Source organism: Actinophytocola sp., from assembly GCF_035942955.1.
Taxonomy (GTDB): Bacteria; Actinomycetota; Actinomycetes; order Mycobacteriales; family Pseudonocardiaceae; genus DASYTH01.
The window spans coordinates 1-20059 of sequence record NZ_DASZCQ010000277.1 but is presented as its reverse complement, the minus strand read 5'-3'; the positions used below and the strand labels follow the sequence as shown (position 1 = coordinate 20059).

Annotated in this window: 13 protein-coding genes, 1 tRNA gene and 1 pseudogene; 10 read left to right on the top strand and 5 right to left on the bottom strand. The window is 71.4% G+C overall.

What is annotated here, in order from left to right; genetic code table 11:
• The first annotated feature begins 74 nt into the window (after positions 1-74).
• The gene (gene radA, locus VGX25_RS28010; protein ID WP_326920914.1) at positions 75-1448 is read left to right on the top strand and encodes a DNA repair protein RadA; all 1374 of its coding nucleotides are present in this window, start codon (positions 75-77) and stop codon (positions 1446-1448) included.
• 56 nt (positions 1449-1504) lie between these two features.
• Here radA and VGX25_RS28005 read toward each other — a convergent pair whose 3' ends face one another.
• Genes VGX25_RS28005 through VGX25_RS27990 form a run of 4 tightly spaced genes read right to left on the bottom strand, consistent with a single transcriptional unit; the run spans position 1505 to position 7159 of the window.
• On the bottom strand, positions 1505-2512 hold the full coding sequence (locus VGX25_RS28005; protein ID WP_326920913.1) for a CU044_5270 family protein: 1008 nt from the start codon (positions 2510-2512) through the stop codon (positions 1505-1507).
• Positions 2505-3101, bottom strand: coding sequence for an RNA polymerase sigma factor (locus VGX25_RS28000; protein WP_326920912.1), 597 nt, complete (start codon positions 3099-3101; stop codon positions 2505-2507). The genes VGX25_RS28005 and VGX25_RS28000 overlap by 8 nt, the downstream gene beginning before the upstream one ends.
• Positions 3102-3141: 40 nt before the next feature.
• The gene (gene otsB, locus VGX25_RS27995) at positions 3142-5694 is read right to left on the bottom strand and encodes a trehalose-phosphatase (protein ID WP_326920911.1); all 2553 of its coding nucleotides are present in this window, start codon (positions 5692-5694) and stop codon (positions 3142-3144) included.
• 16 nt (positions 5695-5710) lie between these two features.
• Positions 5711-7159, bottom strand: coding sequence for a trehalose-6-phosphate synthase (locus VGX25_RS27990; RefSeq protein ID WP_326920910.1), 1449 nt, complete (start codon positions 7157-7159; stop codon positions 5711-5713).
• A 150-nt stretch (positions 7160-7309) separates the two neighbouring features.
• On the opposite strand from VGX25_RS27990, the gene VGX25_RS27985 reads away from it, so the two are divergent.
• Positions 7310-8215: a hypothetical protein gene (locus VGX25_RS27985; protein WP_326920909.1), complete on the top strand. Its 906-nt coding sequence runs from the start codon at positions 7310-7312 to the stop codon at positions 8213-8215.
• Here the strand turns inward: VGX25_RS27985 and VGX25_RS27980 are convergent.
• Complete coding sequence (locus tag VGX25_RS27980) at positions 8212-8871, bottom strand: GntR family transcriptional regulator (RefSeq protein ID WP_326920908.1); 660 nt, start codon at positions 8869-8871, stop codon at positions 8212-8214. The genes VGX25_RS27985 and VGX25_RS27980 overlap by 4 nt on opposite strands.
• Positions 8872-8898: 27 nt before the next feature.
• Between VGX25_RS27980 and VGX25_RS27975 the strand changes: the two genes are divergently transcribed.
• From VGX25_RS27975 to VGX25_RS27940, 8 genes and pseudogenes are all read left to right on the top strand, one after another.
• On the top strand, positions 8899-9879 hold the full coding sequence (locus tag VGX25_RS27975; protein ID WP_326920907.1) for a threonine ammonia-lyase: 981 nt from the start codon (positions 8899-8901) through the stop codon (positions 9877-9879).
• Between the two features lie 404 nt (positions 9880-10283).
• Positions 10284-10356: transfer RNA gene (locus tag VGX25_RS27970), tRNA-Thr, on the top strand.
• A 54-nt stretch (positions 10357-10410) separates the two neighbouring features.
• Entirely contained in the window at positions 10411-10536 is a 126-nt protein-coding gene (locus tag VGX25_RS27965; RefSeq protein WP_326920906.1) for a hypothetical protein, read from the top strand.
• Positions 10523-11170, top strand: coding sequence for a tyrosine-type recombinase/integrase (locus tag VGX25_RS27960; protein WP_326920905.1), 648 nt, complete (start codon positions 10523-10525; stop codon positions 11168-11170). The genes VGX25_RS27965 and VGX25_RS27960 overlap by 14 nt, the downstream gene beginning before the upstream one ends.
• A 224-nt stretch (positions 11171-11394) precedes the next feature.
• Positions 11395-15450 carry a hypothetical protein gene (locus tag VGX25_RS27955; RefSeq protein ID WP_326920904.1) on the top strand — a complete coding sequence of 1352 codons (4056 nt, stop codon included), beginning with the start codon at positions 11395-11397 and terminating at the stop codon, positions 15448-15450.
• Between the two features lie 15 nt (positions 15451-15465).
• Entirely contained in the window at positions 15466-15648 is a 183-nt protein-coding gene (locus tag VGX25_RS27950) for a hypothetical protein (protein ID WP_326920903.1), read from the top strand.
• Positions 15645-18266: a LamG domain-containing protein gene (locus VGX25_RS27945; protein WP_326920902.1), complete on the top strand. Its 2622-nt coding sequence runs from the start codon at positions 15645-15647 to the stop codon at positions 18264-18266. The genes VGX25_RS27950 and VGX25_RS27945 overlap by 4 nt, the downstream gene beginning before the upstream one ends.
• Before the next feature lie 12 nt (positions 18267-18278).
• Positions 18279-20059: pseudogene (locus VGX25_RS27940) on the top strand (hypothetical protein); the annotation flags it as partial.

Sequence of the window (20059 nt, the reverse complement as noted above, 5' to 3'; positions counted from 1 at the left end):
TTCCGCGGTCCAAATACCGGCCGCCACGGCACGTCTTTTGCGGATCTGTCGGGGTCCCGCCGTAGTTTGCTCGCATGGCGAAGAACGCGCGGCCCGGTTACCGCTGCGCCGAGTGCGGGCACGCGGAGGCCAAGTGGGTCGGCCGCTGCCCGGAGTGTCAGGCGTGGGGCACCCTCGAGGAGGTCGGGGTCCCGAGGGCGGCCCTTGCCAAGATCACGGCCGGCGCGCCGGGCACGCCGGCCCGGCCGATCGCCGAGGTGGACGTCGAGGCCGCGCGGGCGCGCCGCACCGGGGTGCCGGAGCTGGACCGGGTGCTCGGCGGCGGCCTGGTGCCCGGCGCCGTGGTGCTGCTCGCCGGTGAGCCGGGGGTCGGCAAGTCGACCCTGCTGCTCGAGGTGGCGTTCCGCTGGGCGGCCCGCGACGGGGCCGGTGGGCCGTCGCTGTACGTGACCGGCGAGGAGTCGGCCGGCCAGGTCCGGCTGCGTGCCGAGCGCACCGGCAACGTGCACGAGGCCATGTTCCTGGCCGCCGAGACCGACATCGCGGCCGTGCTCGGGCACGTCGACGCGGTCAAGCCCGGCCTGCTGGTGATCGACTCGGTGCAGACCCTGGCGTCGGCCGAGGTGGACGGCACGCACGGCGGCGTCACCCAGGTCCGCGCGGTCACCGCCGCCCTCGTCGCGCTGGCCAAGGAGCGCGGGCTGCCGGTGGTGCTGGTCGGGCACGTCACCAAGGACGGCTCGATCGCCGGGCCGCGGGTGCTCGAGCACCTGGTGGACGTGGTGCTGCATTTCGAGGGCGACCGGCACTCGACGCTGCGGCTGGTGCGCGGGGTGAAGAACCGGTTCGGCCCGGCCGACGAGGTGGGTTGCTTCGAGCTGGTCGACGACGGCATCGTCGGCGTGCCGGACCCGTCCGGGCTGTTCCTCAACCGGCGCGACACCGGCGTGCCCGGCACCGCGATCACCGTTGCGGTGGAAGGAAAGCGGCCGCTGCTCGGCGAGGTCCAGGCGCTGGTGTCCAACTCGAGCCTCGGCACCCCGCGGCGGGCGGTCAGCGGGCTGGACTCCGCGCGGGTGGCCATGGCCCTGGCCGTGCTCGAACGGCGCGGCCGGGTCGGCCTCGGCGACTGCGACGTGTTCACCGCGACGGTCGGCGGCATGCGCATCGTCGAGCCGGCCGCCGACCTCGCCGTGGCCCTTGCCGTGGCGTCGGCGGCCCGGGACTTCGTGCTGCCGCCCACCCTGGTCGTGCTCGGCGAGGTGGGGCTGGCCGGCGAGGTCCGGCGGGTCGGCGGCGTGCGCACCCGGCTGGCCGAGGCCGCCCGGATGGGCTTCACCCACGCGATGGTCCCGCCGGACGCCGGACGCATTCCGGACGGGATCACCGCCTACGTGGTGTCCGACCTCAAGCAGGCGCTAGCCCTGTGCCTGGACACCGTGCTCTGAAAGCTACGGCCACCGGTCGCCATGTTGCGCCACGCGGCGACCCTGGCCCCGGTCGGTCAGCTCGGCCTGGCGCCCGCCGCGTCCACCACCGCGGTGGTCACCGAGGTGTAGGCCAGCACCGTGCCGGCCGTCAGGCCGTCCTGGTCCCGGACGGTCGTCTCGCGCTCACCGATGAACGCGCCGGTCTCCGGGTCGATGATGATCTCGTGGCGGATGTCGCCGTCGCTCATGCCGAACGCCGTGCCGGTCCGGCCGTCCAGGTTGGCCAGCCGGTCGGTGATCTCCAGTCCGGGCAGCTTGGCCAGCGCCCGGTACAGCGCCGCCCGCACGTCGGCCGGGACCAGCCCGCTGCGCAGCGCGTCGGCGGCGTAGACGAGCAGCTCGGTGTCGCCCCGGTCGTTGTCCGGGGCGTCGGCGGCCAGCCGGTCGTAGAGCTGCTGCGGGTCGCGGGGCAGCCCGGCGAGCCACTGCTCGTTCGGCCGCTGCCAGCCGCCGGACGGCGGGGCGTTCCACTCCTCGCTCGGCGGCGGCGCCTCCTCGATCGGCACGCCGGCCGCCCTTGCCTCGGCCTCGGTTCCCCGCACCCACTTGCGGGCCCCGGTGACGGTCCTGCGCTCCAGCCACCGCTGGCGTTGGTCGGCCGGCACCCAGGCCTCGATCAGGTTCTCGGCGAGGTACGAGAAGCCGCGCGGCTCGAGCATGAACATGCTCAGCCACCAGGCGTGCGTGCTCACATAGCGGTACTGGCCCGGCCCGATCGGCGGATCGGACGCGCCGATCCGGTCCGCCGCCGAGTTCAGCGCCTCGGCCGCGGCGCTCGCCCGCGGTGGCGCGCTTCCGGTCTGCACCACGAGGAGTCCGGCCACCAGCGCCGCCACCACCGCGGCCGCGGCCGCGGCCGCCAAGCGGGCCCGATACCGGCGCGGCGCGGGTTCCGCGACGCCGGTCAGCTCCGCCCTTGCCCGCGCCAGCGCCCGCTCGTCAGTGTCCACTTCGGAGTGGAGGGCCGCCAGCGCCCGGTCGAGATCGTCGTCCGACCAGATCTCGCGCACGTTCTCAGTCACGGTCCTCCTCCTCCACAGTGGAGTGTGTGGGTGCGTTGGCACGCAACCACGTGCGCACCCGGTGCAGCCGCGACCGCACGGTGCCCACCGGGATGCCCAGCGCGTCGGCGACCTCGGTGGAGTCGAACCCGGCCCACGAGGTGAGCAGCAGGACGTCACGATCCCCCTCGGACAGTTCGGCGAGCGCGCCGGCCAGCCGGGCCGCCAGCGCCGCGGCGTCGACCCGGTCGGTCACCCGGCCCTCGTGGCCCGGCTCCGGATCGGCCCACCCCACCGCCCGCGCGGTCGCCCGCAGCCGCCGCACCTCCTGCCGGACGTGCCGGCGCAGCAGGTTCGTGGCGATCCCGTACAACCACGAGCGCACCACCGCCCGGCGCGGGTCGTACCCGTGCCGCTGGTTCAGCGCCACCAGGAACGTCTCGCTCACCAGGTCGTGCGCCACATCCGAACCCACCCGCCTGGCCAGGTACCGGTGCAGCGGCGCGGCGTAGGCGTCGAACAGCCGCCCGAACTCGATCATCGGATCCGGCCCGCCGAGAACCGGCCGGTCCCGCTCGGCCGGCACCTCCCCGGCTCCGGACTCGGTCATCGTCCTCACATCAGGTGTTGCCCGATGACCGCCACCGCGTTCACGCCGTGGGTGCGGTGACCCCGTCGGACAGGAGCTGGGCGCAGCGGATGAGACCGAGGTGGGAGTAGGCCTGGGGGTGGTTGCCGAGGGAGCGCTCGGCGATCGGGTCGTACTCCTCGGGGAGCAGGCCCGTGGGCCCGGCGGCGTCGACGATCTGGGCGAACAGGTCCTCGGCCTCGGCGCGGCGGCCGGTCAGCAGGTAGGCCTCGATCATCCAGGCGGCGCACAGGTGGAAGCCGCCCTCGTTGCCGGGCAGGCCGTCGTCGCGGTGGTAACGGTACACAGTGGACCCGCTGCGCAGCTCCGCCTCCACGGCGGTGACCGTGGCCTGGAACCGCTCGTCGGTCGGGTCGATCAGCCCGACCATGCCGATCAGCAGGGTGGCCGCGTCCAGGTCGGTGCCGTCGTAGGCGGTGGTGAACGAGCGGACCTCGTCGTTCCAGCCGCGGCTGAGGACGTCGTCGGCGATCCCGTCGCGCAGGGCCGGCCAGCCGCGTTGCACCTCGCGCCCGTGCGCCTCGGCCAGCCGCACCGCGCGGTCGATCGTCAGCCAGCACATGACCTTCGAGTACACGTGGTGGCGCGGCCGGTGCCGCTCCTCCCAGATCCCGTGGTCCGGCTCGCGCCAGCGCCTGCTGACCGCCTCGGCCATGGCGCAGACCATCCGCCAGTCGTCGTCGGTGAGCTTGCCGCGCACCTCGGACAGCGCGGCGACCAGATCCACGACCGGCCCGAACACGTCCAGCTGCACCTGCTGGTTGGCCAGGTTGCCCACCCGGACCGGCCGGGAGCCGGCGTACCCGGGCAGCGTGTCGATCACCGCTTCCGGCGGCAGCGTGGTGCCGGCGATGGTGTACAGCGGGTGCAGCAGCTCCGGCCCCGGCAGCGTGGCCAGCACCCGGTGCAGCCAGTTGAGGAACGCCTCGGCCTCGGCCGTGGATCCCAGCGACACCAACGCCTTCGCGGTCATCGACGCGTCGCGCAGCCAGCAGTACCGGTAGTCCCAGTTGCGGATCCCGCCAATCTCCTCGGGCAGCGACGTGGTGGCCGCGGCCATGATCGCGCCGGTCTCGCCGTGGCACAACCCGCGCAGGGTCAGCGCCGAGCGGGCCACCAGGTCCCGCTCGACGGTCGGCAGCGTCAGCGTGGCCAGCCACTCCGACCAGTACGCCGCCGCCCGGCCGCGCCGCTCCTGCTCCGGCACCTCGTGCGGGTCGAGGCTGTTGGTGCCACAGCGCAACTCCAGCACCACCGGCTGCTCGGCGGTCGCCTGCACCACGGCGCGGGCCGTGTCGTGCACGCCGTCCGAGGTGATCTCCCAGCGGACGCCGGGCGAGCGCAACGCCACCGGATCCGACGTGCCGAGCACCCGCAGCCCGTCGTCGGTGGCGATCAGCCGCACCTGAACCTGGCCGAACTCCGGCCGGGGCGCGAACTCCACGACCGCAGGCGTGCTGCCCGAGATCACCCGCACCAGGTCCGTGCGGTGCAGGGTGGCGTAGTGGTCCAGGTAGTCGGTGACCAGCAGGCCCGACCAGCGGGTCTCCACGATCATGGTGCCGGGCAGGTAGCGCTGGCCGAGCGGCAGCCCGCCGCGCTCGGGTGAGATGGAGAAGTGCCCGGCCGACGGCCCGCCGAGCAGGTCGGCGAACACCGCGGCCGAGTCCGGCTCCGGGTGGCACAGCCAGGTCAGCCGCGCGTCCGGGGTCACAAGCGCCACCGAGCGCTCGTTGGCCAGCATCGATAAGCGCTCGATCGGCGGCGCCTGCCCGCCGTAGAGCCAGTTCCGGCGTTCCTCGAGCAGGAACGCCAGCACGACGGCGACCGCGGTGGTGTCGGCGACGTGGAACGCGGCCAGCGACTCGCCGTGGCCGACCTTGACCCCGAGGTCCGGCCCGGACAGCCGGGCGAACGCCTTCTCGTCGGTGACGTCGTCGCCGAGGAACACCGCGGCGGTGGCGCCGACCTGGTGGCGCAGCACGTCCAGCGCGCGGCCCTTGTCGGTCTGCACCACCGCCAACTCGATGACCTGCTTGCCCTCCGTGACCTGTACACCGTCCCAAGTGCACGGTCCTGTTTGGACAGCCTCGACCACGCCGGCGGCCACCGCGGGGTCGGCCCTGCGGGTGTGCACGGCGATGCTGGCCGGCTTGACCTCGAGGTGCACGCCGTCGGCGCCGGCGGTGAGCCGCTCGAGCTCGTCCTCGAGGCGGCGGTGCAGCTCCCTGGCCCGCTCGTCGAGGGCGTGGATGAAGCCGATGTCGAACTCCGAGCCGTGGCTGCCGACCAGGTGCACCTCGGCGGGTAACCGGGACAGCGTGGCCAGGTCGCGCAGGGCCCGCCCGGAGATCACCGCGGTGGTGGTCTCGTGCAGTCCGGCGAGCGAACGCAGCGCGCCGACCGACTCCGGCAGCGGCCGGGCGCGCTCGGGGTCCTCGACGATCGGGGCGAGCGTCCCGTCGTAGTCGCAGGCCACCAGCAGACGGGGGGTGCGGGCGATCTGCACGATCGCGCGCCGCAGCTCAGGAGTGAGGGTCTCCGCGCTCAACACCGTCTCCTTGACACACTCAGGGCTGGGTTTGCTCCGGTACGAGGGCGTCGAGGAAAGACCGTGCCCACCGGTCGACGTCATGGGTGAGTACCTGACGCCGTAGCGCGCGCATCCTACGGCGACCCTCGGCGGGATCGACCGTGAGGGCGGCATAAATGGCGTTCTTGACCCCGTCCAGGTCGTGCGGGTTGACCAAGAAGGCGCTGGTCAGTTCGGCCGCGGCACCGGCGAACTCACTGAGCACCAGGCTACCGCCGAGATCATGGCGGCAGGCCACGTATTCCTTGCACACCAGGTTCATCCCGTCGCGCAGCGGGGTGACCAGCATGACGTCGGCCGCGGAGAAGAACGCGACCAGCTCCCTGCGGTCCACCGACTGGTGCAGGTAGTGCACGACCGGTTGGCCGACCCGGCCGTACTCGCCGTTGATGCGGCTGACCATCCGCTCGATGTCGCTGCGCATCTGCTGGTAGTGCTCCACCCGTTCCCGGCTCGGCGTGGCCAGCTGCACCATGACCACGTCCGTTGGATCGATCCGGCCCTCGGCCAGCAGCTCCTGCAGCGCGTAGAGCCGGATGTCGATGCCCTTGGTGTAGTCCAACCGGTCCACCCCGAGGATGATCTTGCGCGGGTTGCCGAGATCGTTGCGGATCTGCTGGCAGCGCTGCACCACCTCGCGGCTGCGGGCCAGCGCGTCCAGGTTCGCCGAGTCGATCGAGATCGGGAACGCGCCGACCCGGACCGGGCGGTCGCCCACCTGCACCACACCCGGCCGGGTGCGCACGCCGACCGTGCCGCGGCTGGGGTCGAGCCCGAGCAGGCGGCGGGCGAGCCACAGGTAGTTCTGCGCGCCGCCGGGACGGTGGAAGCCGACCAGGTCGGCGCCGAGCAACCCGCGGATGATCTCCGCGCGCCACGGCAGCTGCATGAACAGCTCGGTCGGCGGGAACGGGATGTGCAGGAAGAACCCGATCCGCAGGTCCGGCCGCTGCTCCCGGAGCATCGCCGGGACGAGCTGGAGCTGGTAGTCCTGCACCCACACGATGGCCTCCGGCGCGGCCACCTTCGCGCACACGTCGGCGAACCGCTGGTTGACCTTGACGTAGCTGTCCCACCAGCCGCGGTCGAACACCGGCGGGGCCACCACGTCGTGGTACAGCGGCCACAGCGTGGCGTTGGAGAAGCCCTCGTAGTAGTTGCGCACGTCCGACACCGACAGCGTGACCGGGTGCAGCCAGATCTCCCCGTCCTCGAACGGGCTGACCTCCGCGTCGGGCAGCCCCGGCCAGCCCACCCAGGCGCCGCTGTGGTTGCGCAGGAACGGAACCAGCGCGCTGACCAGGCCGCCTGGGCTGTGCTTCCAGCGTTTCGTGCCGTCGGGGAGCTGCTCGAGGTCGACCGGCAACCGGTTGGCGACCACCACGAAGTCCGCCCCGGCACCGGCGAATGCGCCTGTGTTGACCACGCCGAACGTGCCTCCCTCGATTCCGAAACGCCCGATTCGAGGTTAGCCACCAATCACTCCCGCCGCGCTCCACCGAAAAGAGGTTCACGCAGTGTCGGCGGTCACGGCAGGATGTTCGACCGGGGGACCAGCCAGCCTCGAGGAGCCTTCATGCGCAGGATCGTTGCCTTGCTTTCGTTGGTGTCGGCCCTTTCGGTGGTAGCGCCAGCAGGGGCATCAGCTTCGGCGGACCTGGTGATCCTGTTGCCGGGAGCCAGCGGCGCGGAAGGCATCGCCGCGGGCAAGGGCAGCACGTTCTTCGCCGGTGACCTGTTCCGGGGCGACATCTTCCGCGGAGACGCCCGCCGGGGAACGGCCGCGCCGTTCATCGACGCCCCGGACGGGCGGATGGCCGTCGGCATGGTCGCCGACGTCCGGCACGACCTGCTGTTCGTCGCCGGCGGGCCGGGCAAGGCCTACGTCTACCACACCCGCACCGGCGCCACCGTGGCCAGCTACGACTTCGCCGACCCGAGCGCGTCGTTCATCAACGACGTGACGCTGACCCCGTTCGGCGCCTGGTTCACCGACTCGATGCAGGCCAAGCTGTTCTTCGTGCCGCTGATCCACGGCGTGCCCGGCCCGTTCCGCACGCTGGCGCTGTCCGGCCCGGCGGCGGACACCAGCGGGGACTTCAACCTCAACGGGATCAGGGCCGCCGACTTCGGCCGGACGCTGATCGTGGCCCACTCCACGCTTGGCCAGTTGTTCACGGTCAACCCGTCGACCGGCTCAAGCGCGGTCATCGCCGGCGTCGACGTGCCGAGCGCCGACGGCCTCGTGCTCGACGGCCGGCGGCTGTGGGTCGTGCAGAACGGCCAGAACGTGATCAGTCAGTGGCGGCTGAGCGGGGATCTTCGGCGGGGCACCCTCGTCGAGGAGATCACCAGCCCGGAGTTCCACGTCCCGGCAACGGCGGCGCTGTTCGGCGACCGGCTGGCCGCCGTCAACACCCACTTCGACACCGGCTTCCCGCCCACCTCGCCGACCTACGAGGTCGTCGTGGTCGACGCCTAGGCGGTCCCGGCCGCGAGCCAGGTTCGCACCGCGTCCAGGCTCTGCTGCCAGTTCCTGGCGATCGCGTCGGCTGCGCCGTCGAGGTCGCGGTGGGCAAGGGCGTCCACGATCGCGGCGTGCCGGTTGCCGCCGGTGTGCTGAGCGCCGCCGGCCCGGCGCATGTACTCGATCTCGTAGCGGGACAGGGTGACCCGGAGCCTGGTGATCAGCGCGCGGAGGCTGGCGTTGCGGCAGCGCTCGACCATCGTCTCGTGGAAGGCGGTGTCCAGCCGCCAGCGCGTGACCGGGTCCTCGGCGGCGGTGAGCTCGGCGTCGAGCTTGCGCAGCGTGCGAAGGTCGGGGGTGGGCCTGGCCTGGCGGACGGCGAGGGCCTCGAGGGCGGCCAGGATCGGGAACAGCTCGGTGGCCTCGGTGGCGGTCAGCTCGCGCACGGTGAACCCTCTCGCCGGGGTGGATTGGAGGACGCCTTCGGCCTCGAGTTGGAGCAGGGCCTCGCGGACCGGGGTGCGGGAGACGCCGAGGGCTTTGCTCAGGCCGGCCTCGGTGAGGGTCTGGCCGGGTTCGAGCTCGCCGTCGGTCATGAGGCGCACGACGCGGCGGTAGACCGAGGCGCGGAGGGGCTCGGGGCGGGGGATAGGGTCGGCGTTTACAGCCACGCTGCTGATCGTATACGATGCGCAGCTGTGGACGCACATCGTATACGATCAGCAGACCTGGGCGACCTCGACCTCTCCGTCACCCGGATCGACATGGCCTCCCGGGCCATCGACCCGGTGTTCCGCGACACCCCGCAGTACGTCGACGAGCAGCTGTGCGCCGCGCTGGGCCGACGCGTGATCGTCAAGGTGGAGACCGCCAACCCGCTGCGCAGCTTCAAGGGCCGCGGCGCCGACTTCCTGCTCGGCCGGCGCACCGACGCGCGGCACGTCGTCTGCGTGTCCACCGGCAACTTCGGCCAGGGCATCGCCTACGCCGCCCGCGCCAGGGGCATCGCCGCCGAGATCTTCGCCCCGGCCGGCGTCAATCCGTCCAAACTGGACCGCATCCGGTCCCTCGGCGCCACGGTGATCGAGGTCGCCGCCGGCCGCTCCGCCAAGGAGGCCGCCGCCGAGCACGTCGCCGCCCACCCCGACTGCACCCTCATCGAGGACGGCCGCGAACCCGAGATCGCCGAGGGCGCCGGCACCATCGCCGTCGAGCTGCTGCGCGGCGAACGCCCAGACGCCATCGTCGTCCCCCTCGGCGACGGCGCGCTGATCACCGGAATGGCGCGCTGGGTCAAGGAGTTCGACCCGGACATCCGCGTCATCGGCGTCTGCGCCACCGGCGCCCCCGCCATGCTGCACAGCTACCGCGCGGGCCACCCGGTCGCCACCGACCGCGCCGACACCATCGCCGAAGGCATCCACGTCACCATCCCCGTCCCCGAATCCGTCGCCCGCCTGACCCGACTGGTCGACGACGTCCTCCCGGTCACCGACTCCGCCATGCTCGGCGCCATGCACCTGGCCGCCACCACCCTCGGCCTCATCCTCGAACCCTCCGGCGCCGCCGGCCTCGCCGCCATCGCCAACCACGACATTCCCGGCGCCACCCTCGCCACCATCCTCACCGGCAGCAACGCCCACTCCACCCACCTGTCCGCCCTGCTCGACCCCCACTGACCGGACCCATCCACAACCCTTCAGTTGTCCACACCCCGCCCCCAACCAAGATCAACGGTCGCTCGATGCGGCTACACTGGCCCACGAACCCGCCCCCCACCCCAGGACGGGGTGGGGGCTGGCTGGGGTATGGCGCCAAGATCGACCTGTGAACGACGGCTACGCCGCGCGCCGCGTGGCCGTTGTTTTCACGCCCGACTCGGGCGACCCGACCGGGCTTCTCGTCACACGCCCGGCGCCACCACACCGGCACACGGCCGGCACCGGACTGTGCCGGAGCCCTGGCCCCCACCCCAGGACGGGGTGGGGGCTGGCTAAGTTTCGCGACGTCGCGTGATAGTCCCGGGACCCGGGTGGGTGGGGTCACCTAGGATCGGTGGGCGGCCTCCGTCGAGGCCGGCGTCGCCGGTGTAGCTCAATTGGCAGAGCACTCGCCTTGTAAGCGAAAGGTTGCGGGTTCGAGTCCCGCCACCGGCTCCCCCCGTCTGACCTGGTCAAACGGTCTCTGTCAGCGATCTTGGAAAGGATCGCGTGGCATCGGCGAAGCGGTGGAAGTGGATCACCGACGACCCGATGGGCGAGGCCGAGCCGCCGGGCCCCGCCGCCACCGACCCCGAAGCCACCCACGGCCCGCCAGGCCGCCTTGATCATCAATGAGGCATGGCGGGACCAGGACCGGGGTGCCCTGATCTGGATCGCGATGACAACCGGCGCCCGCCGAGGCGAACTGTGCGCGCTGCGGTGGAACGACATCGACTTCGCCCCCGGGGAAGAGACGATGTGGATCGGCCGGGCGATCAAGAAAGGCAAGAAGGGATGGGTGGAGGGCCCCACCAAGACCCATCAGCACCGCCGCGTGGCCCTCGATCCCGAGACCGTGCTGATCCTGAGCGAGCTTTTGGACCGTGTCAAGGCCCGGGCCGAGGCATTGGGACTCGGACTTTCCGAGGATGCCTTCGTCTTCTCGTCAGCTGCGGACCACGGCACGTTCTATTACCCGCATACGCTGACGCAGCGGTACGACCGGATGGTTAAGCGGCTGAAGATCCGCACGACCCTCCACAAGCTTCGACACTTCTCCGCCACCGAACTCATCCGGGCGACGCAGTGGTGGCGGTGGCCGCGGTCAGCCCGCTGCTGGTGGCCGCCGTGCCGCCCCCGGCCGGATCGTGGCGCGGCGCGGGTCCACCATCCGTCGCATGTGGTCGGCGGTCATCCGAGATTGCGTTCGCGGATTGGCCGACGGGCTCTTGTCAAGAGACTGCCGATCTGTTTACGAAATATGTCATGAATCGTGGGTTAATCTGGCGGCGGAGGGTCTCCACGCGCTGCCGCTAAGTCCTCAATGGACGATTTCTCCGCTCGTGGCGCCTGGGTAACTCCGGTCCTAACACCTGCGGCGCCGGTTCACTAGGGCCGTTCGGCCCATTGCCCGAGGCGCCATCGTTCAGATATATTTCCGCGGAAGTGTTGCGGCCATTCCCGCCAATGGCATGATCGGATTCGCTGCCATTTATGAGTAACGCATTGATGGTCCCCGTTCATCTGGACGCCTTGCACTGCCCGAACGACAGAGTGGTCGTCCAGGCGACCGCGGACTTCGCCAGGCTTCCGTTCCGCGACGGCACGCGCGACCTGAACTCGGATGTGGCCCAGATCAGCGAGGAGATCGTTGCCCGTCCGTTCCAGGATGAGACATCGGTGCTCCGGGCCGGCGTGCACCTGCACTGGGCCCTGCCGGACGCGCTGACCCGCGGCCGGCACCGGCGGACCGAGAACGGAAGCGGCGACCACCGCACCAGGTTTCCGGCCGTGCCCAACCGGTGGCTGGTGCGGCGCGGGTTCGCCAAGGGCAGCCCGGAGTCACTCGCGCCGCGCGCCTGGGTGGTGGAAAGCGACTACCTGCATCCGGACGGGATCGGCGAGACGATGGGCGTTGCGGTGCCCTTCCCGTCCGACCCGGCCGGCGGGCGGTACCGGCCGTTTCGGTACCTCGGCCGGGTGCAACCACTCGAGCTGTGGCACGAGGGGGATCCAGCCGCCGGGTACGTGCGGACCCTGAGCGCGGTCGGCTTCGAGCTGGCCGACGGCGGCGGCTACAGCGACCCGGCCTTCGCCGCGCTGTATCCCAACTGCCACAGCGTGTTCGGCTTCCACGACAGCGAGGTCGGCGGCCAGCTGCCGGCCGGCCTGCGGTACGACCTGATCGGCTGGTACGCCGACCCGGCCACGGACTTCCTGCCCACCGTGATCGCCGAGGCGAAGCCGGACGACTCGCTGCGCGCGGTGCTCGAGCGGTACGCCGCCTGGACCTTCAGCGCGCCGGACGCCGAGGAGTTCCCGGTCCGGCTGGCCTGCTATGCCAGCCTCGGCTTCGTGCCGCCGGCCGCGCCCGGGCCGGTCGAGCCGACCGTCGTCACCCTCGGCAACACCGGCACCGAGGCGCTGTCCGTCGCCCTCGCCGCGCGGATCGACCGGGCGTTGCGCTTCCAGATCGAGGACCAGCTCGAGGCGATCCAGCTCGCGCCGCGGCTCGAGCACCACCTGGTGGACACCGGCGCGCGGTTCCACGAGATCCGGCACGAGAAGGGGTTCACCGCCCACCGCGGGGACGTGCTGTGGACGATCGGACCGGTCGGCACGTCGCCGGTGCCCCTGCCGGCCGACGCCGCCCGCGCCCAGGCGCAGGCCCAGGTGGAGCTCCCGCCCGAGCTGGCCGGCCTGCTCGGGCGGCTCAACGAGGCTCAGCAGGCCCGCGACCGCGCCGCGACGGAGCTCGAGACGTTGCGCCGGCAGCTGTTCGCCGACTGGTACAAGTACCTGCTCTGCGCGTACCCGCCGGAGGACACCGGGGACGACTACCCGGACATCGACGAGGTGCGGGCGTTCCTGGAGACCAAGAGCCTGCCACGGGTCCTCGAGCTGGCCGGCGCCATCGAGCCCACGCCGGACACTCCGGAGAGCCGGCTGCGTGCCGCCCACGCCGCCGTGTCCCAGGCCCTCGACGCGCTCAACCAGCGGGAGCAGCTGCGCGCGTCGAAGCTGAGCTACGAGCTCAAACCGTTGGTGGCGCCGCGTTTCTGGCAGCCGACCGACCCGGTGGTGCTGTTCACCGGCGATGACGCGCGAGCCACCGAGCGGCACGGCCGGGACGGCCGGCTGCGCGACGATGCGCTGCTGGCCTGCTACCCCGTGCCGGTCACGGCCGTCACCGACGTGATCGGCGGTGACCTGCCGGCGCTCACCGTCCTCATCGACGATCTGCGCCAGCGCGAAGCCGCCCAGCCGGTCGGCCAGGGCGGCGGCAGCGTGGCCTTCCGCGACTCGGACGGCTCGCCGTGGAACCCCTTCCAGCTGGAGTGGGAGGTGGAGCTGTTCCCGTTGCGTAACCAGGGAAACCTCCACCCGGAGGCGGACAGCTACGGCACCGGTTTCATCACCGCCAACTACGCGCTCACCGCGCAGGACCCCGACCTCGTGCTGACCGCTGACCAGACGCTGGCCGGCGCCGCCGCTGTCTACAGTGGAGCGAACTTCCTCACCTGGCACGCGGGCGAGCGACTTCGCCGTAGCCTCACCGAATACCTGCGCAAGGAGATCCTGCCCGAGTTCAACGAAGCGAACGAGGGGCCGGCGGCGACCGATCCCGGACCGGTGATCGAGGCGTTGCGGTCCTGGTACGAGCAAACCTTCTCATCCACATTGGACACTCCGGAGGCGCGTGCCGCGGATCCGGTGTACCTCGCGATCCGCGGTTACCAGGAGCTGCTGGGCATGAACTACCTCGCCCAGTCGCTCGGTGGCTTCAACGACGCTCTGCTGATGCACCGGACGGTGAAGCAGCTGCCGATCGACGACCCGCTCGGTTTCGACGACGACCGCGCCTTCGCCGGCGCCGTCCGCGCGGCGGTCGGCACCAGCAACCGGAGCGCCCCCGAGCCGCTCAACGACTTCAGCCCGATCCGCTCGGGCGCGCTGCGGCTGCTGCGCCTGCGCCTGGTGGACACGTTCGGCCAGACCCGGGATGTGCGCGTCGAGGACGCGCTGCCGGCCGAAGCCCTGACGATCCCGGACAACCCCAACCTGATCTGCCTGCCACCGCGGCTGTCGCAGCCGGCCAGGGTCGTGTTCCGGTGGCTGGACGCGGACCGGAACCTGGAGACCAGCGTTCATCCCGACACCAGCCCGATCTGCGGATGGCTGCTGCCGAACCACGTCGACACCAGCCTGATGATCTACGACGGCGATGGCCGGGCGCTCGGCGCGATCGACGCGCTGGCCCGCTGGCAACCGGCGCCGGGCGGCACCGGGGTGCCGACCCCGCCGGACATCGACAACCCGTACCTGAGCCGCACCGTCGCCGACATTCTGGGCCACGGTCCGGAGTTCCTCACCCAGCTGATGGGGGCGCTGGACAGCGCGCTGGAGAACATCGAGCCGGAGGGCGTCGACGCGCACGTCGACCTCGCGGTGCTCATCGGCCGCCCGATCGCGCTGGTTCGCGCGGCGCTGGACCTCGAGCTGCTCGGGCTGCCGGCCGTGCACCAGGGCTGGAACCAGTTCCGCCAGGACATGGCGCGCAGCACCAGGGACAGCGACGGCTTCACCAGGGTCGTCTTCCCGCTGCGGCTGGGCGCCTACCAGCAGCTGGACGACGGGCTGATCGGTTACTGGCTCGGCGAGGAGAGCACGTTCTACTCACCGCAGGGCGAGAGCTTCCCGCACCCCGCGATCCGCACCTACGCCGACGGCCCGCTGCAGGTCCCCCACGCGGTCGACGATCCGTCCCAAGTGGTGCGTTTGCTGGTGGACCCGCGCGGCAAGGTGCACGTGACCTCCGGTATCCAGCCGGTCAAGACGATCAGCATCCCGCCGCCGCACTACGTCCCGGCGCTGAGCAAGATCGAGGTGACGTTCCCCTGCGCGCCGCTGCTGACCGACCGGGGCGCGGTCAACCTGCCGCTGCCGATCGAGCCGGGCTACCGGTGGACCTGGGTCGACGAGGAGGACGGGGCCTGGGCCGAGGTCTCGGACGCGCCGACGATCGGCCGCGGGACGTTCGTCGACACCATGGCCACGCGGCTGTGGGAGCACCTGATCGATCCGCACATCGCCTGGCTCCAACCGGTTCCCGGCGCGACCGGTCAGATCCGCGCGGTCGATCCGGATGAGCGGGCGGCAGTCCAGCTCGATCCGCCGTTCCGGGCGATGACCGACCGCGTCGAGGACATCCTGGCGCCCCTTGGCGACCATCTCGTGCAGCGGCAGGAGACCACCGGCCGGCTGGCCGAGACGATCGCGGCGCCGGCCTGGAACCGCTTGCTGCGCACCGAGACCGGCTGGCTCGCTGCGATCACCGGCACGGTGAGCCGGGCACTGGTCACCGCCAGAGACAGCCGCGCGCAGCCGGTGCTGACCGCGGAGCTGGCCGGTGCCGAGCCGCTGATCGACTCGATCCTCGACCTCGGCGAGGAACGCATCGGGCCGGTCAGCTCCGTGGCGAGCTTCGCCGCGGCCCAGGAGCTGCGCGGCGGCTGGCTGAAGCTGCGTCCCGAGGAATCGGCCGACTGACGAGGGATGGCGAGCATGCGGCACGAGATCCAGCTGAACCTGACCGTCGATGAGACCAACACCGTGCTGGACGCGTTGGGGCAGCTGCCTTACGTACGGGTGCACCTGCTGATCGACAAGGTCCAGCAGCAGGCGACCGCCCAGCTGCACAGCACGAACGACGTGGCCCACCGCGAGATCACCGAGGACAGCCGATGACCGCTTTCGACAATCAGCTGCTGCTGCACCTTCGGCTGGACGCGCTGCCGGGCGGCAAGGTCCAGGACAGCTCGAGCCATGCCAGGCACGGCACCGTCACCGGGGCGCCGTCGGTCGTGCCCGACGAGCGGTTCGGCAGCAGCCTGCGGTTCGCCGGCACGGACACCGTCGCGGTTTCCGGGGTCACCCCACAGGCCGCGGGGAGCAACCCGGTGCACAGCATCGCCGGCTGGGTGTGGCTCGACTCCTATCCGGCGAAGCGCGAATGGCTGCTGCTGTTCGGTCAGGCCGGCCCCGGCGCGCACCACTGGCTGATCAACCCGGACGGGCGCACCCAGCTCGGCGTCTGGAACGGTGGCGCCGCAACGCCGCCGCTGCCGACCGGCACGTGGGTGCACGTGGCGACCACTTACGACGGCAAGGCGCTGTACTGCTACCTCGACGGGAAACCGTGGGGCACGGCCCAGCCCGCGGCGTTCAACTACACGGCGTGGTCCTTCGGCCTCGCCAAGCCGGAGCTGAGCGAGGCGGGGTTCGCCGGGCGGCTGGCCGCGGTACGGGTCTACGAGCGGGCCCTCTCGGCCGAGGAGATCCGGCAGGTGATCGAGGAGGACCAGAGCGCGATGGCGGCGTTCCGGCGCAGCCACCCGCTGGCGTTCAGCCTGCATGACAAGGACGACCAGTCCGTGCTGGCGATCGTGGACGACCCGACCGGCAACAGCATGCGGCTGGAGGTGACCAACAGCGCGAGCCAGAGCATCGTGCTGGCGCCGGTCGACCCGGCGAGCGGTAAGTGCCACCTGGAGCTCCGGTTCCGGCCGGGCACCCTGCCCGCGGGTTCTCTCGGCAAGATCACCATGACCGGGCCGGCCGGCTGGACCATGCGGATTCAGTCCCAACCGGACGGAACCGTAGCGTTCGCCTTGAGCTGCAAGGACAAGCGGGAGATCAAGCCCGGTGAGACGGTCGGCTTCACCCTGCAGAACATCGGCGCCGACGGCGTCGGCGGCACCCGGGGCACCCGGGTCCAGCTCAGCTACGCCGAGATGTCCTATCCGGACGAGCCGTCCGCGCTGCGCGGCCGCCGGGTGCGGCACCTGAGCATCGTCAACCGCCGTGGCCAGCAACACATCCCGCTGCAGGTCGGGTTCGTCGGCTTCAATACGATCATCGCCGACGGGGCCAGCACCAGCGACCTGCGGCTGCGCATCGCGAACGTCTCCAAGCAGCCCATCCCGCTCACCCCGAGCGGCCGCACGGCACCTTCGGCGTTCGTCCTGTCCTTCGACGTCCAGAAGGCGGACAGCCCGGCGGGCGACTGGGTGATCGGCAAGTCGGCGGACCTCAAGAACATCGTGGTCAAGGCCGAGGGTTGGGTGGCCGCGCCACCGACCGAGCAGGGCCAGACGCTCGCCTGGCGGCTCACCACTCCCACCCAGATCGCGCTGGTGCCCGGCAAGGACATCGTGGTCAACCTGACCGGGATCATCGCCCGGCCGCCGTCGGGACACACCCACCTGTACGTCCACTACGAGAACATGCCGGGGTACTGGGACGGCCACCTCGCCGTCACCGTCGAGAAAGGACCGTTGGTCTGCCGGGACATGCCGCCGGACAAGCGGGTGGACGCGCGGGTCGGCATCGGCACGGCCACCCCGCTGGCGAAGCTGCACGTGGCCGGCGGGGCGATCATGCCGAGCGCCGGGAACGGCGAGACCGCCGGCATCCTGTTCCCGAAGGACCCCGCCGAGGGATCCGGCGACGCGGCCTGGATCCGCTACTACCCCCGGACCGGTGAGGCGACCACGTTCGAGATCGGCACCTCGAACGACGCCAACGATCACATCGCGCTGATGCCGTCGGCCGGCAACGTGGGGGTGAACACGAATGCCCCGGAGGGCCGGCTGCAGATCATGCACACCAACCAGGACGGCAACGGCAACGCGCTCGTCATCGGCCCGGTCAACGCCTCCAACCTGCGGCTGGGGTACCACCAGGACTACAGCTGGGTGCAGTCGCACGGCAACCGGCCGCTCGCGATCAACCCGATCAGCAACCGGGTCGGGGTCGGCCTGAGCGCGCCGGACGGCACGCTGGACGTGGCCCGCGGCAGCGCACCCGGCGGCACCGCACTTTTCCGTGGCACACAACGGATCTCGCACTTCAACTACAGCACCGACGAGCACACCTACATCCGCGGCGGCAAGGACGCGTCCAATGTGTACATCAACGACAGCGGCGGCAACGTGGCGATCGGGGCGACCGATCCGCAGGGCCACAAGCTGCTCGTCAACGGTGCGGCCAAGGTGCTCGGCCTGCGGATCAACAGCAACCACCAGTTCAACCGGGTGCAGGGGGCCCACTTCGTGGCCGGCTCGCACACCGGCGGGACCAAGGTGGTGCGGATCAACTTCCCCGAGCCCTTCGGCTCAGCGCCGCGGGCCCTGGTGACCGCGCGCAACGAGATCCGCTGGGACGGGCTGCTCTACCCAGACATCTTCGCGATCACGGTGAATGTCGTCGACCACACCCACATGATGGTGAACATCCTGCGCCTGGACGCGTTGCGCGGCGGCTGGGACCAGCAGCTGCGCCTCGACTGGATCGCCTGGGAGTGAGGGGAGCAGGACATGCCCTGGACAGTGGAGATCCACCACATCTACCTCCGCAGTTCGGGCGACGCGACGTTGGTCATCGCCCGGCACCCGGCCGTCGGCGCCAACCCGCCGATCGCCCGGGCGGTCCTGATCGACGCCGGGCGGGCCGGCGGCGGGGGCTACGTGGACGGCTACATCAACGCGAACGCTCCCGCGATCCAGCTCCATGCCATGGTGGTGACGCATTTCGACGAGGACCACTACTACGGCATCATCAACCTGCTGCAGCGGCCGGTGACCCCCCGATACCACAACGCCATCATCTACGACTGCGGCTCACTGCCCGTGGCCCGCCGGACGGACTACTACAACAACCCGTACGGCGTCTTGGTGCCCAAGGTCAGCAAGTACCAGGTCTACCTCAACGCGATCGCGGCCCGGCCCGGCGTGCGGCATGCGACCGCCGGGGTGAACAGCTTCTACATCGTCCAGTACGACGGCAACAACTTTCCCACCCTGCCGATCGCCCCGGCCGTGCCGGCGGTGGCCGGGTTCCGGCCCCCCACCTGGCTACTCGGCAAGGATGTGTTGTGGGGCAACGGAGGCAGCGGCCCGCCGGGTCCGGTGTGGGCGGAGACCCCACCCGCCTACGCCCCGAACCACCCGACCCTGCGCTGCGTCGTGGCGAACAAGTGGGTCCAGCAGGTCGCCGGACCGGCGCGGTTCATCTCCACAGTGGACATCTTCAACGGCCCGCTGCGCATGACCGACGCCCAGATTGCGCGGTTGGAGAGCGCCAAAGAACAGGACAACGCGAAGAGCCTGGGCTTTCTGCTCGAGTTCAACCAGTTCCGCTACTACATCGCCGGCGACCTCGAGCGCGCCCAGGAGGACGGGCTCGCCACGCTGCACACCGCTCCCCCGCAGCCGAACCCGGGGGTGGTGGCGTTCATCAACCGGACGAACGACGCGACCGGGCGGGTGCTCGCCATGAAGACCAGCCACCACGGCGCGGCCACGGCGTCCTCCCGAACGTTCCTGACCATGCTGCGGCCGAGCGCGGCGTTCATCTCCTGCGGCCGGCGCAACAGGTACTGGCACCCGTTCCCGGAGACGACCAACTCGCTCGACGGCTACCCGGAGCACCCGGTGGGGGCCAATGCCGCGGACCAGCACCCCGATGTGCCGCCCACACCGCCGCTTCCCCCCATCCGGCACTACCTCACCGGATATCAGGCGGCGGGGCTGACGCTGGGCGGAGAGTCGTCGCAGACGGCCGGACCGGACGGCGGCTCCATCCGGCTGCTGGTGAGCGAGGCGCAGTCCCAGCGCGACCGCAGGGGCCAGGTGTTCCGCGGGGTGCGCGCCGCCGCCAACCAGATCTCGGTCACCGCCGTTCTCGGACTCACCCCGGCACAGCTCGACACCATCGCCAGCACCGCGGTCACGCACGGCGCGGTCAGCGCGTGCAGCGTGGCGGCCGGCGGCACGCTGGCCCACGCCGACGGGGCCAAGTCCGCGGCGGCACTGGCGGGAGACGGCATCGACATGGCACACGCCGCCGTAGCCGGCCTCGTGTCCGTCGGCGTCGCCGCGGCAGCCGGCGCACCTCCGGGCGGCGCCCAGGCCGCCGCCACCGCGGCGGTGGCAGCACTGGGACCGGGTATGGCCGCGGCGATCGGTCCCGGCACGGCCGCGGCGATCGGGGCGACGGTGGCCGGCGCGGCGGGGGCGGCCATCACCACGGCCGCCCAGAACGCGGTGCCCCCGGCCGCGGGTCCGGCCGCCACAGCGGCTGGAATGGCGGGCAGGAC